The sequence below is a fragment of the Filifactor sp. genome (assembly GCF_057248345.1).
Window position 1 is genome coordinate 17259 of the sequence record NZ_DBHIIC010000011.1, and the last position, 17513, is coordinate 34771.

General features: G+C 36.7%; 14 protein-coding genes and 1 pseudogene. 1 reads left to right on the forward strand and 14 read right to left on the reverse strand.

The features are described from left to right. Positions 1-149: 149 nt before the first annotated feature. The 3 genes from ACO5GE_RS03600 to ACO5GE_RS03610 all read right to left on the reverse strand — a co-directional run bounded on the left by ACO5GE_RS03600 (position 150) and on the right by ACO5GE_RS03610 (position 2233). Positions 150-857 carry a hypothetical protein gene (locus tag ACO5GE_RS03600; protein ID WP_484829566.1) on the reverse strand — a complete coding sequence of 236 codons (708 nt, stop codon included), beginning with the start codon at positions 855-857 and terminating at the stop codon, positions 150-152. Between the two features lie 660 nt (positions 858-1517). Then, a complete protein-coding gene (locus tag ACO5GE_RS03605) occupies positions 1518-1919 on the reverse strand; it encodes a CsbD family protein (RefSeq protein WP_484829567.1) in 402 nt (133 codons plus the stop codon). Between the two features lie 77 nt (positions 1920-1996). Next, positions 1997-2233, reverse strand: coding sequence for a GlsB/YeaQ/YmgE family stress response membrane protein (locus ACO5GE_RS03610; protein ID WP_484829568.1), 237 nt, complete (start codon positions 2231-2233; stop codon positions 1997-1999). Positions 2234-2632: 399 nt separating this feature from the next. On the opposite strand from ACO5GE_RS03610, the gene ACO5GE_RS03615 reads away from it, so the two are divergent. Then, entirely contained in the window at positions 2633-4018 is a 1386-nt protein-coding gene (locus tag ACO5GE_RS03615) for a C39 family peptidase (RefSeq protein WP_484829569.1), read from the forward strand. A gap of 453 nt (positions 4019-4471) precedes the next feature. On the opposite strand, the gene ACO5GE_RS03620 is transcribed toward ACO5GE_RS03615, so the two are convergent. From ACO5GE_RS03620 to ACO5GE_RS03670, 11 genes and pseudogenes are all read right to left on the reverse strand, one after another. Beyond that, complete coding sequence (locus ACO5GE_RS03620; protein ID WP_484829570.1) at positions 4472-5572, reverse strand: acyltransferase; 1101 nt, start codon at positions 5570-5572, stop codon at positions 4472-4474. Positions 5573-6429: 857 nt separating this feature from the next. Next, positions 6430-7251 (reverse strand): purine-nucleoside phosphorylase, encoded by an 822-nt coding sequence (locus ACO5GE_RS03625; RefSeq protein ID WP_484829571.1) that lies wholly within the window; start codon positions 7249-7251, stop codon positions 6430-6432. Between the two features lie 450 nt (positions 7252-7701). Further along, positions 7702-8814, reverse strand: coding sequence for a BMP family lipoprotein (locus ACO5GE_RS03630; protein ID WP_484829572.1), 1113 nt, complete (start codon positions 8812-8814; stop codon positions 7702-7704). A 36-nt stretch (positions 8815-8850) separates the two neighbouring features. Continuing rightward, positions 8851-9516 (reverse strand): deoxyribose-phosphate aldolase, encoded by a 666-nt coding sequence (deoC, locus tag ACO5GE_RS03635; RefSeq protein WP_484829573.1) that lies wholly within the window; start codon positions 9514-9516, stop codon positions 8851-8853. Between the two features lie 56 nt (positions 9517-9572). Continuing rightward, on the reverse strand, positions 9573-10895 hold the full coding sequence (locus ACO5GE_RS03640) for a pyrimidine-nucleoside phosphorylase (protein WP_484829582.1): 1323 nt from the start codon (positions 10893-10895) through the stop codon (positions 9573-9575). A 58-nt stretch (positions 10896-10953) separates the two neighbouring features. Next, a complete protein-coding gene (locus tag ACO5GE_RS03645) occupies positions 10954-11907 on the reverse strand; it encodes an ABC transporter permease (protein ID WP_484829574.1) in 954 nt (317 codons plus the stop codon). A gap of 2 nt (positions 11908-11909) precedes the next feature. After that, on the reverse strand, positions 11910-13010 hold the full coding sequence (locus ACO5GE_RS03650; RefSeq protein ID WP_484829575.1) for an ABC transporter permease: 1101 nt from the start codon (positions 13008-13010) through the stop codon (positions 11910-11912). Beyond that, the gene (locus ACO5GE_RS03655) at positions 13000-14529 is read right to left on the reverse strand and encodes an ABC transporter ATP-binding protein (protein ID WP_484829576.1); all 1530 of its coding nucleotides are present in this window, start codon (positions 14527-14529) and stop codon (positions 13000-13002) included. The genes ACO5GE_RS03650 and ACO5GE_RS03655 overlap by 11 nt, the downstream gene beginning before the upstream one ends. Positions 14530-14548: 19 nt before the next feature. Next, entirely contained in the window at positions 14549-15013 is a 465-nt protein-coding gene (cdd, locus tag ACO5GE_RS03660; RefSeq protein ID WP_484829577.1) for a cytidine deaminase, read from the reverse strand. A gap of 544 nt (positions 15014-15557) precedes the next feature. Beyond that, positions 15558-16235 (reverse strand): hypothetical protein, encoded by a 678-nt coding sequence (locus tag ACO5GE_RS03665; protein ID WP_484829578.1) that lies wholly within the window; start codon positions 16233-16235, stop codon positions 15558-15560. Positions 16236-16322: 87 nt separating this feature from the next. Continuing rightward, positions 16323-17513, reverse strand: a pseudogene (locus tag ACO5GE_RS03670) (hypothetical protein); the annotation flags it as partial.

Genomic DNA, 17513 nt, shown 5'->3' on the forward strand with positions numbered 1-17513 from the left:
ATTCTCTATTCCTCATATTATCTCATTGCAATTTCAAATTACAACGGAGTTTTTTGCTCTGATGGGCTCCGTGCATTTCATGATTTTTTCTCACACCGTTTCAAAAAAAGCGTTCACTAAAGCATTTTTGAACTCTCAATAAGACAATTTCATTCCGTTTTCGTATCATTGTAGTGAGTTCCCTCTTGCAACTCACACTCCAACTTACGAATATCTTTTTCATTGTAAGGGATTTCTCTTTCTTTTACTTCTGAAAATGTCAATTTTGCCTTCTCAAAGTCCTTGTTAAAAATAGATTCTTTGACTTCCATCATCAGTAATAAAGTGTCTAATGTTTCATCCACTTTGCGCATATCCGACAACAGTTTTTCATGCTCGTGCAAAATTACAACTGCCTCCTGAATCTTTCCAAGATTCATTTTCACCCATGCCAAATCTGCAAAATATACTGCACGACTAACAGGTATCAATGATTTCGGCACAACTTGTTCCAAATATTCTTCTGCAATATCAAACTCATCTTTATAGCAACAGGCTACTGACTGATTGATTTTGTAAATTGATTGGAGTTGCTTTGATTTTTTGTCCTTTAGCAGTCTATCGTTCTCTTCCAAAAAAAGCTCCACATTTCCTTCTTCCACCAAAATACGAGACATATTCGACAACTCTTTAGAAAGTTTCTTATACCATAAGAAGTTAATCCCAATCAGCAACCACATCAAAATAATCAACCATATCGCAAATACCAAATATTTTATCCATTTTTCCCAATGATAATATCCACTCGACACTCCTATTGTAAAACTCCCAATCAGCAAAAATAACCAGTAATACAGTTTCACTCTCTTGTTTTCCATTATCATCTCTCCTCTCACTTCGATATGAAAACTGTAACTCTATTATATTCGTACAAACATAAAAATTCAATTATAACGCTCCACAACAAACATCTTTCAACAATGAAAACAATCCAACTTACCATCTTCATAAATATATTCTTTCTCTTATTCCGTTCTTCCTGTTCATGATGAATAATGGACTATCTTTTGTAACTATTCTATTTCTATTATCTACTTATCTACTATCCATTAACATTCGTATCCTCTTCTACTTATTAACTTTTATTCTTCATTCGGGTTTATATTTGTCTTATCTCCCGCAAATTCTGATGCCAACCTAAATAAAAAAGTGCAGTTCCAAAACTTGGACAGATGTCCGTTTTGAAATCTACACTTTCATAAAGCATAACTACTTTCTTTCAACTACTATACTCTGACTTTTGGTATTTGTTACTTATCTTCTCCCAATTAGGAATTTCAGAAAAATATTTACAAATTCTCTCCACAAACTCCTATTTTGAAAATAGTAGGCATATTCGATAGATCTAAAGATAAGAATATCCGTTCCATCTTAATCGTCATACCAAAACCAAGGTATGCCAGACTTCTAAGAAATCATAAAAGAATACTGATTACAGTGATACAATTCACCATCATGACTCCACCAAGATGTTCAATTTATTCTTCCTTTTTGTTGATGCTGTTCTTAACACCATCGATTGTTCCTTCTACAGCATCTTTAACATCCTTGGCAACATCTTTTATTTTTGCAGCTACTTTTTCTGTAGCTCCTTCTTGTTCCATTCTTATATCACCGGTTACCTTACCTACGCCCTCTTTAACATCCTTGGCAACATTTTTTACTTTGGCAGCTACTTTTTCTGTAACTCCTTCTTGTTCCATTCTTATATCACCGGTTACCTTACCTACGCCCTCTTTAACATCCTTGGCAACATTTTTTACTTTGGCAGCTACTTTTTCTGTAACTCCTTCTTGTTCCATTCTTATATCACCGGTTACCTTACCTACGCCCTCTTTTACTGCACCTTTTGCTTGATTGATTTTTTCTTGAATTGACATTATGATACTTCCTTTCCTTAAAAATATTATTTACATTCAAACTCTATTGTTTAACAAAATACTTAAACTATTGCTTATTATTTTTTCCCAAAGAAAAAAGACACCACAGCAACTACAATAACTGCCCCTAAGATAGAAGGAACTAATGCCATTCCTGCAAGAGTAGGTCCCCAAGTTCCAAACAATGATTGACCCACTGATGAACCTAATAGACCGGCAATAACATTTGCTATTATCCCCATTGAGCCACCTTTTTTAGTAATTGCTCCCGAGATAAATCCTATAAACCCTCCAATAATAATTGACCAAATCATAATCTTTTGCTCCTTTCTCTAGTAATTTATATCATACCCTGAAACTCCTAAGCTAAACAGATTAGACAGATATTTAATATCTCCCTATTCTTTTGAATAAAACATCTAAGACAATTTTTTATTACTCTGATTATAATCTGAAGCCTTTATTTATACCCTTACATCCGCTCTTAGTATTACGGTTGAATACTTGCTAATACATCATTTTTTCATACTGATTCAAGACTGTTTGTGCAGAATACATTTTTTCTGCTTTTTGATTCTTCTGTCTGTTCTTTGTCAAAAACGATTGTTTTGAATGTTTCAAATTTGCGTTCCTTCATCAAAATACATTTGACAGATATGGTTACCAATGATAGTATATCAATAAAAAAATTTATTATTTAAGGAGTTTTTGAAATGTGTCGAAAAATATTAGGTATTCTATTGTTATCTATAGTCTTATCTGTACTTCCATCCATATCACTTGCTGTAGAGTTTAGGGATACAACTACCCACTGGGCAAAAGCTTATATAGAATATTTTCATGATAATAAAATTGTGTCCGGTATGGGAAATAATTCTTTTTATCCGGAAGAACCGATCTCAATGGAAAGTTTCTTAATCACACTATATGACAATATCAATCTATCAGAACCGTCATTACTCTATCCTCCGAAAGAGAAGAATCATAACACAACAACAAATACAGAAACTTCGACTGCAGGTAGTCCACTCAACTTAGAACAAACGATGAAAGAACAGAATTTTTTGAAACAAAATAACGGGTCCACGTCACAAGGAAATTCGGTCGAAACTAACATCAATGAATCGATATCTTCCGAGACTTCTACTAAAAAAACATCCTTGGATCCTATCGGATATGTTCCTCCAAAAGCTGAATCAAGCATAGAGTTTCAAAATTCATCACTTCAACCGATTATTTCAAAACTTTATGAGAACGGACTATTGGAATCTCTTTCCTTGAACGAAAAATTCCTGTCCTCTCCTTTGAGTCGACAAAGAGTTGTTCAGATTTGTCAAAATTACGATACCTTAAGACAATCTCACAATATTGAGTCAGACAGAACAATAAAAATATTGACAAAAACAGGTTGGAAAGATTCCAAAAGCGGGGAGTTGATCTCTCCAAACCAGGTGCTTACTCGAGGTGAAGCGATGAAAATTATGTACGAACTGTTCTATGATGAAGAACTGCCACAAAACTACAAAGTAGAGCTGAATGTTACGCATATCAGTCAAATGACACCGGTCGTTGCTCCGGTTGGATGCGAACCTGTTTCTTTATTGATGTGCTTACGTTCCAAAGGTTATTGCAAAGATATGTCTATTCGTTCTTACTTAGATCGTGTCCCGCGACACAAAAACGATCCTGAAGTTGCGTTTGCAGGATCTCCCTATGTTCCCAACGCAAAACTGAGAACCACCATTTTCCCAAAACCGCTTGCAGACTATGGAACATCCTACGGTGCAGATGTTGTAGATTTAAGTGGAAAGAATACGGAAGAACTGGTGCAAGAATTGTATCAAGGTCATCCTGTCGTTGCCTATGTAACTTTATATTGGAGAAAACCATATTATAGAAACTATCAAATTAACGGAACAACGAGAACCTATTTGAGAAACAACCACGCCTTAGTCCTTGCAGGATATGATCCTGTCACAAAGAAATATTTGGTTGTAGACCCATACAATGTTCGTGGCATAAAATCTCGTTACTGGGTTTCTGAAACAACATTCAAACCTCTTTATGAAGTGAGAAAACACGCCGTTTGTGTAAGATAACACCAATTTTCCTTTCGTTCAATCACTCTTATTACGATAACATTGTCGTTTCAACAACTATCTGTTGTTACAAAACCAGTTTCAAAAATGATACTATCATAGTGATGTCGTCTGCTTTCAAAAAGAATGATTCCTTCGGTATAAGAATCAGTCCCCTACTAAAAAAGACCTCCTACATTAGATTTTGAATCTTTGTTTGGAGGTCTTTTAATATGATATTTTTTACTGTCCGAAACGCTAAAACTCCATGCACTCCTATCTCTGATGAAGGTACAAGATACAAATCATGGTTGATAACAGTTGAAATCCATCAAATTTTTTTGAGAAATCACCTCTATCATCACAAATCTGTCATCACATAGAAACCGTGATAACATCCTGAAAAAACAGTACTGTGGCAGATATGCTCCAATCTCTTGCCAAAAAAACTATGGACCATCAGAATAGCCCATCTTATTTCTTTCGACTTACACCAAATGCATAGGACACAACCGGTAATTTTTCTCCATATTTCGTAATGATTCCGCAAAGATATGCCAACATTGGAACTGTTATCAATATAATTGGAAGCCAAAGATATGGATTGCTTGTCGTCAATTTTTTTCGCAACACAAACATAAACAATGGGTGCATTAAATAGATTCCATAAGAATACTTGGATACTTCATTTAAGAAATGATTGATTTTATTTTGGAATCCGTTTTTCTCAGAATTCGATAATTTTATGGAAAATAACAGTAGTGATACAATACACAACAACATATAGGAATACATATTAACAGTGTAAGGAAATGTATCAAAGTATACTTTTTCCCATAGTTGATGCCACAACTTATTACTGTAAAAGAAGTGAATTCCAAATGAAATCGTATTCAAGGCAATAATGGATTTGAAATGTTTTTTGAAAAAAGTAATATTTTTTTCGTACTCAAATCCGAACCACAATCCTAAAAATCCGATACACCAATACCATGCAAAAGAAGACGTAAACAGAGGATAGACTTCATGAATATACAATCTGTTTAACCAATAGATTGCTATTTGAGGAAAAAATCCAATCCCAAGCGCTATTCCAAGAGAATTTCGATATTTTTTTGCTAGTGGGTAAAGTAATGGTGTCAGAAGATAAAATTGACACATAATCATCATAAAATAGAGATGGTCGTTTGCTTTTCCATAACCCAACCAATATATCCAATTAGATATTTGTGCAAAATCTTCCTTTGTATATCGATGAGCAATATAGTAAAACGCCAAGTATATCATGCTCCATGCAAGATAAGGTATTACAATACGATAAATTCTTTTTTTGTAAAATTTCATCGTCTCAAACCCTTCCTTTTCTCTGGCATGGTACGATACCATCAGCATACTCAAAAACATAAAACATGGAACTGCACAAACTAACATCGCTCGCCATATTACATAAAAACCTTGTCCGTAACTTCCCATCTGCAAACTGACATGAGGAAGATTCAAAAAATGGATGGTAATGACCATCAGCATTACAATACTTCTCAGCATTGAGATTTCTTTCAAACTTTTATTTCCCATAAAAAATACTCCTTTCCTCCAACTGATTGTCTATCCGGTTTTACCTAAAAACTTGATAGAGCAGTTTTTAAGCTAGGCTATTTCAATTTCTTAAGATATCGTTTAAGCTAAAAAACAAAGTCCATCATGGTACTTCATTTGTAAACACCATCGATACACAGACGGTATTATACTTTTATCTCTCACAATTCATTTGGTATTCTACCCGATTTATTCTACAACAATTGATTGAATTCATCCCTCAATTGTACTTATCCCAATATATCAAACTCGCTTACAAAACACAATATTAAGGATTCTGATTTCTACAAAAAAACTACAGTCTTCTACTTTTACATACAAACAAATGAAATTTCCATCTTCTTTTTGAACTTTTTAAATCAATCCTACGATAATATCGTAATAGAGGAAGTGTCCATATTCCACCTAAATTGATTTCCCTCCTTCAAAACAATTCATCAAAACGGAATCATGATAAAAAATCGTCCATAGAAACCACTCTTGTATTAACTTAGTAGGATAAACAAAAAAAGCTCGCTCTGCCTGTTTGTAGAATAATCATCCTACCAAAACAAGCAGTACGGAGCTTTTCAATAAATCTACCCATGAAAATCTCTAAATAAGATTTTCCTCTATTCCATTTTTAGAATAACATATCATATTGTCTACTCTTTACAAAATATCTCTCTTACGATTGTATGCACACAAATAAAGTAAAAATGTAGTATTTCGAATAGAAAGCATGATATTGGATAATTAAGAGCTATGGTGTTCGGTTAAGTTGTCGTATCACAACAACAACTTCTCTTCTTTTAACATTTCAGCTTCCTACGCACGTGGAAAGTCTTACACTCTGTTTAGATTCTTGGGACAAGATAGGACACCAATGCTTTGAATTCTTTGGATACACGATCTGCCGTCTCTTGCACCTCTTTGTGATTCAATTTCTCTTTCGAAACTCCTGCCGCCATATTGGTAATGCAAGAGATTCCACAAACTTCCATTCCCATGTGTCTTGCCACGGTCGCTTCACATGCAGTGCTCATTCCTACTGCATCTGCACCCAAGATTCTGCACATTCTTATCTCTGCAGGAGTTTCATACGCAGGTCCTGTCAATTGAATGTAAATTCCTTCTCTCAATCCAATTTCCAACTGTTTTGCACTTTCTTTGATAATATCTTGTATTCTTGGACTATAGATATCACTCATATCAGGAAATCTTGTTCCCAGTTCTTCCAAATTTTCTCCTATCAACGGACTTGGAACACCTGTTGCAATATGATCTGTAATCATCATAAAATCTCCCGGTTTATAGTCTGTGTTCACTCCACCTGCCGCATTGGTTAAGAACAGTTTTTTCGATCCCATCATTCCCATCAATCTGGTTGGTAAAACGACATCACTCATTGGATATCCTTCATAATAATGAACACGTCCTTGCATAATGACAACCGGTGTATTTTCTACATATCCGAATACAAAACGACCTTTATGTCCTTTTACTGTTGAAATTGGAAATCCTTCGATTTCATGATAATCTACTGTTGTTACAATATTGATTTCTTCTGCGAAATCACCCAATCCTGAACCTAAAATAAGGGCTACTTCGGGTTGAAAATCTACTTTTTCTTTCAAACTCTGAAAACACTTGTTTAACTTTTCATAAACCGGATTCATTTCTTTTTTCCTTTCTCTGCCATATTAAATGACTTATCCATTTATCTACTCCCAAACCAATCTCTTTTCATTTGTGATATCAAATTTGTTTGCTTCGTCACATCCTAAACATGACACAATAAATGAAATTCCCTTAACGAGTAACAGCACTCTATCGGTTGATGATTTATATTTTCTTTATCTCATGTTGATTAAAGTGACTTTTATCGACATTTGTACCATCATACCTTCGCTTTCTTCACAAGATGTGACACCCTGTTTGCACAAATCCTTGATAAAAAAGAGAATCCCCTTCGCTTATTTGATGCTATCTGTCTACTCTCTTTTTATCCTCTCACAGATGTCTCCATTTTGAAATTGTGTTTGTGTCGGTTGTATCCTCTTCTACAGTTAAAATAATAGGGGGAGAACATTTCGTCCCCACCCCTAACTATTATCATACTTTTCTTATTATTTTATGTTTTCTACAGTAACAAGTTCTGTAGGAACTTTATCTGCATCTTCTGCAACAGTATCTTTTTCTACTTTGATACTTCCATCTTTCAATCCTGCATAAATTTTATCATAATCTGCTTGGTTGAATGTTTTAAATTTAGATGATTCCATTGGAAGTTGAATTCCGTTTGAAGCTGCATCCAATACAACGCTTACTCCACCTTCAAATTTGTTTTGGTAGAAGCTGTCTATTGCACCGTATACAGAATCTCCTAAGTTTTTCATAGCGGAAGTAATAACTGTTTCAGACTCTTTTGATTGGTCTACGTCAACACCGATTACTACTTTTCCTGCTGTTTCAGCAGCTTTCATAACAGAGTTTCCTACTCCACCGCCACAAGCGAAGATACATTCTGTTCCTTCGTTGAACCATGCAGAAGCTTTTGCAGCATTGTCAGGAGTTGCATCGAAGTTTCCTACGTATGTGTATTTCAAAGTTACATCGCCTTTTGCAAGTCCAAGTTCTTTTGCTGCCGCATCTGCTCCTTGGATATATCCATATCCGAAACGAACTACAGCCGGAACAGCAATTCCACCCATGAAACCAAGTTTACGATATCCCTCTTTTACTGCTGCATAACCTGCGATATATCCCGCTTGTTCTTCAGCATAGAAAATAGAGTGAACATTTTGTCCAATTTCTACTTCTTTGTTGTCATTCACAGGAGCTGCATCGATAATAACAAATTTTACATCAGGATATTTTGTTTGTGCTTGATATACCGGATGTTCGAATAAAAATCCAGGTGTTACAATCAATTTAGCTCCACCTTTTACTGCTAAATCAATTGCATTCAAACAAGCTTCATCTGATTTTTCTGTTGGTTTGTAGTATTTGCAAGCGATTCCATGTTCATCAGCGTATTTTTTTACACCTTCCCAAGAACCTTGGTTGAATGACTTGTCATCAATTGTACCAACATCTGTAATCAATGCCAATTCATAACCATCTTTGCTTTCTGTGTCTGTTGTAGCAGCATTTTCATCAGGTTTCTTTGCTCCACATCCAGACAACAGACCTACTACCATAAGACCTGCCAAAATTGCACTCACTAATTTCTTTTTCATATTGTTTTTTCCTCCTCAAATACAATACGCTATTTTTTAATATCCCTTCGTTTCCTGACCTTTAATCATGGAAATCGCTGAACTTGTACCGATTCTGTCACATCCCGCTTCGATAAATGCTTCCATGTCTGCTACACTCTTAACTCCTCCTGCAGCTTTCATCTTCACATCTCTTCCAATATATTGCTTGAATAATTGGATATCCTCGAGTGTGGCACCTCCTGTACCAAACCCCGTAGATGTTTTTATATAATCAGCACCTGCTTGGGTTACTGATTTACATATAGCAATTTTTTCTTCATTTGTCAAGTAGCAAGTTTCAACAATCACTTTCAAAATGTGATGTCCGGCTGTTTCTTTTAATCGTTTAATTTCTTCTGTAACTTTATCGTAGTCGCCGTTTTTGACATCTGAGATATTGATAACCATATCAATTTCGTTCGCTCCGTCCAATAGTGCCTGTTTTACCTCTGCAACCTTGGACTCAGTGGAATTATAACCTAAAGGAAATCCAACTACTGTACAGATATTGATTTTGTCCTGATACTTATCGTGTACCCGTTTAATATAGGATTGTGGAATACAGACAGATGCTGTTTGATACTCCATTGCTTCTTCACACAACGTTTGAATGTCATCCCATGTAGCAAACGCCTTTAATTGGGTATGATCTACATGTCTTAAAATTTCTTTTGTATCCATTTCTTCCCTCCATACCATCATTTTATCTCTTGAATGATTTAAGAAATGATGTTTTTCTAAAATCTCTCTACCTTATCTTTTGTTACACGAGCATAGATTAAAGGAATATGTTCAGGTTCTGTAGAACCAATCTGAATTGCAGATTGGTATTTCTCGTTTGCATCTTGGAACAATTCTTCTTTCGATGCATAGAACACTGCGATTTTCTCACCTTTTTTAACATAATCTCCTGTCTTTTTCTCAATGACAATCCCAGCTGTATAATCGATTGAACTTTCCTTAGTTTCTCTTCCTGCACCCAACATCACAGAGGCAATCCCGCAACTCTCCGTATTCATATCGTGTATATAGCCGTCTTCTCGTGCCAACACATCATAAGAAAACGGTGCCTTTTCAAATTTATCCGTATCCAAAATAACAGAACTGTCTCCACCTTGCGCCTCTACCATATCTACCAATTTACTAAGCGCACTCCCGTCTTTCAATGTCTTCTTTGCAAGACGAATACACTCCTCTATACTTCCCTTTCCTGCAAGATACATCATATTTCCTGCAAGATGTAAACAAACTTCCGTCAAATCCTCCGGTCCCTGTCCTTTCAATGTTTCGACCGCTTCTATTACCTCAAGAGTGTTCCCAATGTTCTTACCAAGTGGAATATCCATATCTGTAATCAATGCAACGATCTTTCTGCCTGCATGTTCACCGATAGAAACCATTTCTTTGGCAAGTTCAATCGAATCGTCCACTGTTTTCATAAAAGCACCGCTGCCCGTCTTCACATCCAAAACGATTCCGTCGCTTCCGGCAGCCAGCTTCTTGCTCATAATGGACACTGCAATCAAAGGAATACTATCTACAGTTGCAGTCACATCACGAAGAGCATACAGTTTTTTGTCTGCCGGTGCCAAATTGCCCGACTGACCAATTACGCTCAAGCCTGTCTTATTCACCACTCCAAAAAATTCTTCTTGTGTCAAAGTCGTTTGAAAACCAGGAATTGCCTCCAGTTTATCCACTGTTCCTCCGGTATGTCCCAAACCTCTGCCTGACATCTTTGCCACTTTCACTCCGCAAGCGGCAACAATCGGTGCAACAATTAAAGTCGTCTTATCTCCAACTCCGCCTGTCGAATGCTTATCGACTTTCATGCCATGGATATTTGACAAATCAACCATATCTCCGGAATGTGCAACTGCTTGTGTCATGATAGCAGTTTCTTCTTTTGTCATTCCTTGAAAATAAACTGCCATCAGAAATGCTGACATTTGATAGTCAGGAATTGTTCCTTGAACATAGTTTGTCACCATATAGTCAATTTCTTCTTTCGTCAAGGATTGACCGTTTCTTTTTTTGATAATCAAATCATACATTCTTATTGACATTGTGTTCCCTCACATTCTCTCTTTCGTATCTACCTTATCAAATGTATCTTCACTATCTGGTTCCCTTATCATAAGGAATTCCTTCTGCTCGTGGTGCTTGAGACGTTTTAGAGGAGAACGCCAGCACGATAAGAGTTGCCACATAAGGAATCATTTTATACACTTCATTTGGAAGTGGTAAATCTTTTAATAATGGGACAGCAGAATATCCACTTGCCAATGTTTTCATAATTCCGAAGAAAAATGCCGCCATGAAGATTCGGTTACTTCTCCATTGACCGAAAATCAATACTGCTAAAGCAAGGAACCCATATCCGGCTACACTTGCATTAAAGTTGGTAGAAGTTGGAATCACAAATACCAAACCTCCGATTCCCGCCAACACTCCTGAGATGATAACACCGGCATATCGAATTTTATAGACATTGACACCAACAGAATCCGCAGCACTCGGATGTTCTCCACACGCACGCAAGCGTAAGCCGAACTTTGTTTTTTGAATGACAAATGCTGCAACAAGATAGATGATGAATCCCAAATAAGTTGTGATATAACAATTTTGGAAGAATAACGGTCCGATAAACGGAATACTTCCCAACACCGGAACTTTGGCAAATCGGAAAGAGTCCGTAAATTGAATTTGTTGCATTCCTTGTAATGTTCTTGCTACAAAGATTGCAAATGCAGGTGCAAACATATTCAATGCTGTACCGCTAATCGTTTGATCCGCTTTCATATTGACTGCAGCAAAGGCATGCAATAGAGAAAACAATCCTCCTGTCGCACCGGCAATCAAAATTGCCATCATCAACAACATTTGCCCACTCATATAATCTTGAGTAAGATTGATGAACAAGATTCCTGTAAATGCACCAAACACCATAATTCCTTCCAAAGCAATGTTGATGACACCACTTCTTTCAGAGTACATTCCACCAATTGCTACAATCAGTAGAGGGATTGCAAAAAACATGGTCTGTTGAACAACAAAATACAATATATTCATTTTTATTCTCCCTCCTTCTGTCTGTTATCTTTTCTTTTTTGAATGTGATGAATCAATTCTTTGAATAATAGTGACAACGCACCACAATAGATAATTGCCGCAATGATAATATCAATGACTTCAGGTGCAAAATCAAACAACTGCATATTGTTTCCACCGACTGTAATATATCCGATGAACAATCCGGAAAATAAAATTCCAATCGGATGAGATTGCCCTAACAGAGCAACTGAAATACCTGCAAATCCCTCCGGAGAAATAATATCCAGTACTTGTAAATATTTACCGGAATCGGAAAGATAGAGGAGCGCTCCTCCGACACCTGCAAGTGCTCCGGCAATCACCATGGACAACACAATATTTTTCTTTGCATTGATTCCCGCATATTTGCTCGCAGATTCGTTCTTTCCACAAGCTTTTAACTCATAACCAAGCACTGTTTTTTCCAAAATAATATAGGTGAGAATTACAAAACCGATTACAATCAGAATCCCGATGTTAATGCTCGTTCCCGGAAAAATCCGATCCAATCCTCCCTTTGGGACCGTCGCCGTCTTTGCAACTGCTAAAGATTGATTTTTCAAAGGATTATAGATAGTTCTTTGAATCATCATATTCACGGCATACATTCCGATATAGTTCATCATAATAGATGAGATTACTTCATTTACATTCATATAAGCCTTCAAAAGTCCCGGAAGCAATCCCCAAAGAGCTCCTGCAAGCAATGCAGCAAGCAGCGCAACCAAACAATGTACTCCACTTGGAAGAAAATCCCATTTCACACCAACATAGATGGCTGCAAATGCTCCCATGGTAAATTGACCGGAAGCTCCGATATTAAACAATCCGGTTTTGAATGCAAAACCGACAGATAATCCCGTCATAATAATCGGTGTTGCAATATATAACACCTGTCCGATTCCCTGTATTCCATCAGTAAATCCACCTTGAACAATCATGGCAAAACCGCCAAAAGCATCGGTTGGATTACTGATTAACAAGATAATTAGACCGAATAACAGTCCACAAATAATCGCAAGTAGGGATGAGCCAAGGTTTGCTATTTGTTCTCCCCCAAAAATATTTCTCTTATGCTTCATATCCCACACCCCTTTTTGCACCTGACATATACAATCCCAACTCTTCTACCGTCGTATTTGTAGGATTGACATCTGCTACAATTTCTCCTTCGTACATCACAAGAATTCGGTCACTTACATTCATTACCTCGTCAAGTTCCAAAGACACTAACAGAACAGCTTTTCCGGAATCTCTTTGTGCAATCAATTGCTTGTGAATGTACTCGATTGCACCTACATCCAGTCCTCTTACCGGCTGCACTGCAATAACAATTTCCGGATTTCTATCCAATTCCCTTGCAATAATTGCCTTCTGTTGATTACCACCTGACATTCCTCTTACGATACTGTCTTCTCCTTGTGCAGAACGAATATCAAATTTCTCAATCAGTTTCTTTGCATACTGTCTGATAGCATCAAATTTCAAAAATCCATTCTTTTGGAACTCTTTTGTGTAGTAACTTTGTAATACCAGATTTTCTTGTAAGGTATAATCCAAAACCAAACCATCTTTATGTCTGTCTTCCGGAATATGAGCAAGACCGTCCAAACATTTTTGTCGAATACTCTCTTTTGTGATATTTTTTTGATTTAGGAAGATTTCTCCCTCTTCAATCGGCATCAAACCTGTAATGCCATACACCAATTCCGATTGTCCGTTTCCATCAATCCCTGCAATGGTCAAAATTTCGCCTCTTCGTACAGTAAAAGACACATTCTTTACAGACTCTCTCTTCTGTTTGGAATGGATGGTCAGGTTCTTCACTTCCAATACCGGTTCCCCAAGATTTATCTCTTGTTTATCTATGATAAAATCAACTTTTCTACCTACCATCATTTCCGACATCTCTTCTTTGGATGTTTGTGCCACATCGATGGTTCCGATATACTTTCCTTTTCTCAAAACACTGCAACGATTTGCTACCGCTTTGATTTCATTCAATTTATGAGTGATAAAAATAATGGATTTTCCCTCTTGAACAAGCTGTAACATCACTTTCATCAGTTCATTGACTTCTTGTGGTGTCAATACGGCAGTAGGTTCGTCAAAAATCAACACTTCATTGTCACAGTACAACATTTTTAAGATTTCTACCCTCTGTTGCATTCCAACGGTAATATCAGATATAAATGCATCCGGATCTATTTTGAACTTATATTTTTCGCTCAGCTCCATCACTTTTTTTCGAGCATCTTCCATTTTCAACACACCGTTTTTTACTGTTTCGTGTCCAAGTACAATACTTTCAAGAACTGTAAAATTATGTACCAATTTAAAATGTTGATGCACCATTCCGATTCCTAACAGATTTGCGTCATTCGGATTGTTGATTTTCACTTCTTGCCCATTCATTTTGATTTGCCCTTCTTCCGGCTGATATAGTCCGAACAAAACGCTCATCAATGTGGATTTTCCTGCTCCGTTTTCTCCGAGCAACGCATGAATCTCTCCTTTTTTTACCTGGAGAGTAATATCATCATTTGCTTTGAATGTTCCAAATTTTTTGGTGATATGATTCATTTCAATTACATATTCCACCGTTGTTCCTCCTCTTATCTTATTTCAAATCATTAGGCCCGAAACCCATCGGCAATATTTCTTTTAGCGAATAGGACTGACATCCGTCATTTCCATCTGACAGTACAATTTGGAATGTATCAGGATTACAAAACTCCATCATCACTTGTCTGCATACGCCACATGGTGTGCATGTTTGTTTGGCATCCTCTCCAACTTTGCCTCCCACAACGGCAATTTTGATGAACTCCCTTTCTCCATCACAGATTGCTTTGAAAAAAGCTGTCCTCTCTGCACAATTTGTCGGTGTATAGGCTGCGTTTTCGATATTACATCCCAAGTATACCTTTCCACCCTTTGTCAACAGAGCAGCTCCCACTTGAAAATTTGAATAAGGAGAATAAGAATACTCTCTTGCCCTTTTTGCCTCTTGCAATAACATTTCATCCGTCATATTTTTCCATAGTTTCTGTAGAATCCGTAAAAATCTATCCTGATTTTCCATTCGTTACAATGACCAACCTTTGGTGCAAAGGAATTGTGCATCAATTTTTCTCTCCCACGAAAAAACTCCGTTACAGTTGCACACAATCAAGCCATACAAATGTGGATTCAGAAAAACTTACTCCTCTCTATCTCTGTATAAATAATGTACTATCATGATGTTTAATACTGATGTTACTATTATACATGAAAAAAGGACATCTGTCCTTTTTCATGTTACCTTTTTAATATAAAAATTTGATGAGGAAGCTATTTGGCAAGGGTTACCGTTTATTCCGTTTTTTATATTTAAATCGATTGATTTTCATTTTATGTATGAGTATTGATGAAATGAGAATCTTTCCTCATACATCAATACCCCTATCTGTCGACTGTTACGATTATTCATAATATCAGCTCGACATGATAACTCTATATTAACTTGCTCCATAAAAACAATTCTTTGTAGGATGATTTTCACAGAAAATATCCTTCTTATACTTATCCGTTGTCGGTATGGTGCAAGATATCCATATCGACATTAAATTGATACCAGTCCCCGTCTCTTAAAACTGAATCACCGGATAGTTCTTTTGAAAGTCCTGTTTTGCATCTTCTATCTGTTTCTTTAATTCAAAGTAACGCTTACTATCAAGTTGTCCATTTTCTCTTTGCAGTTTTAACTCAATTTCATTTGTTGACAGTCTCACCCATTCGATAAGCAGTGAAAAATCAATCCTTTCATTGCGATTTCTAAGTTCAAGCACTTCTAAGCCTTCATTCATCTCTAAATCAAACATCTTACTGTCCAAGGTAATCGGTGCGAAATAGGAACCTAATGTATTATTGTCAAACTCTTCTTCCAGTTTCTTCCATTCATACAATTGTAACAATACAAACCCAAGCGTATCATTACCAAGACTTTCTAAAAACCACCTGATTTCATAATTCGGTTTGATAAACTCATTCAGATATTTTATAGTAGTATCTCTATTCATCTCGTCTTCATAGGGAATTTGGAGTTTTTCCGTTCCTTTCACAAGGACGATATCGTCCCCGTAAGGTTTCTCGTTATCAATCATTTCAAGTTCCAATTTGTCCTCCATCATCTCATTAAAATAACGGATGATGTCCTCATCATATTCTCTCCAATCAATCCAAACAAGTGCATTCGAATCCCAAAACAGTTCTATAGAATCAGGATTTTCTAAACAATTTTTAACTTGATGATAAACATTACTCATCGTACACACCTCATTTTTCAATCAATTATAAATTTACTCCATATTTCACAAAAGAGTTTCATTCTATCAACCATTATGACATCTTATTCACTGTCCATTTTTACGGTAGTTTTTTGCAAATAGGATACCGGCAGACAAGATGAAAACGCACACCCCCAACAAGATCCAAACATCCATATCAACATCTTGTACTGATACCAATCCACTTGAAACTGTTTCGGAAGTATCTGCCTCAGTAGTATCTTTTGAACCGACCAGTTCTGTCGACTGTCCTTGCTTGTCACTTTGAGCGAAACCATCATGGTTTGTTTCTCCTTCCGTTTGTTCTGTATTATCGGAAAAAGATTCTACGTTTCTTCCGTAAAAAGAATCATTACGATTGTTCTGATCTTGTGTTTCTGTCGATTCATTTGGAGGAGCCGGAGGTCGAGAAGTAGAATCTCCACTGTTTGTAGAGAATGACTGCTGACCTCCCGGTCCCATATGTGAAGGTTGCATTCCACCGGAAGTACCTACCGATACCGCTAACGATTCCGGTGTCAACTCATCAGTATGATTACCATACATAATAGAATAGGTTTTTCCAACTGTCAACTCAGGTGAACTGAATCCAACAGATGTGTAATTGTTTACAGGTTCGTAAGACATGATTTCATCTCCATTTTTATCAAGTACTCGAAATATAGTACCGCCTGCAACAGAAGAATCCAAATTATAAAGTACCGCACATTGTGTCGAATTTGCACTGAACTCTTCTACCATTCCGGAACCTCCAAAAGCTAATACCGTACCTCCTGTCACAATACATTCTCCTCCACTTTCACTACCATAGTCTATTGCATTGTTAGTACCTTCCCCCGGTAAACTGATACGAATATTTCCACCATCGATATAGATACTTCCGTTTGAGTCGAGTCCGTCAGCATCTCTTCCATTCTCATTGATAATGGTCAGATTCCCTCCACCGATTCGGATATAGGTTTCCTTGTCTTCTGTCTGTGATGATGTATTATTTGTGACGTCATTTGTACTGGAAGAATTATCGCCCCTATTATTTCCTTCATGGTTCGGTGGCAATGGTGGTCGTGACGACATATTGTTCGTGCTGTCATTTATATTGGGAGAATTTTCTCCCATATTATTTCCTCCATGGTTCGGTGGCAATGGTGGTCGTGACGACATATTGCTCGTGCTGTCATTTATATTTGGAGAATTTTCTCCCATATTATTTCCTTCATGGTTCGGTGGCAATGGTGGTCGTGACGACATATTGTTCGT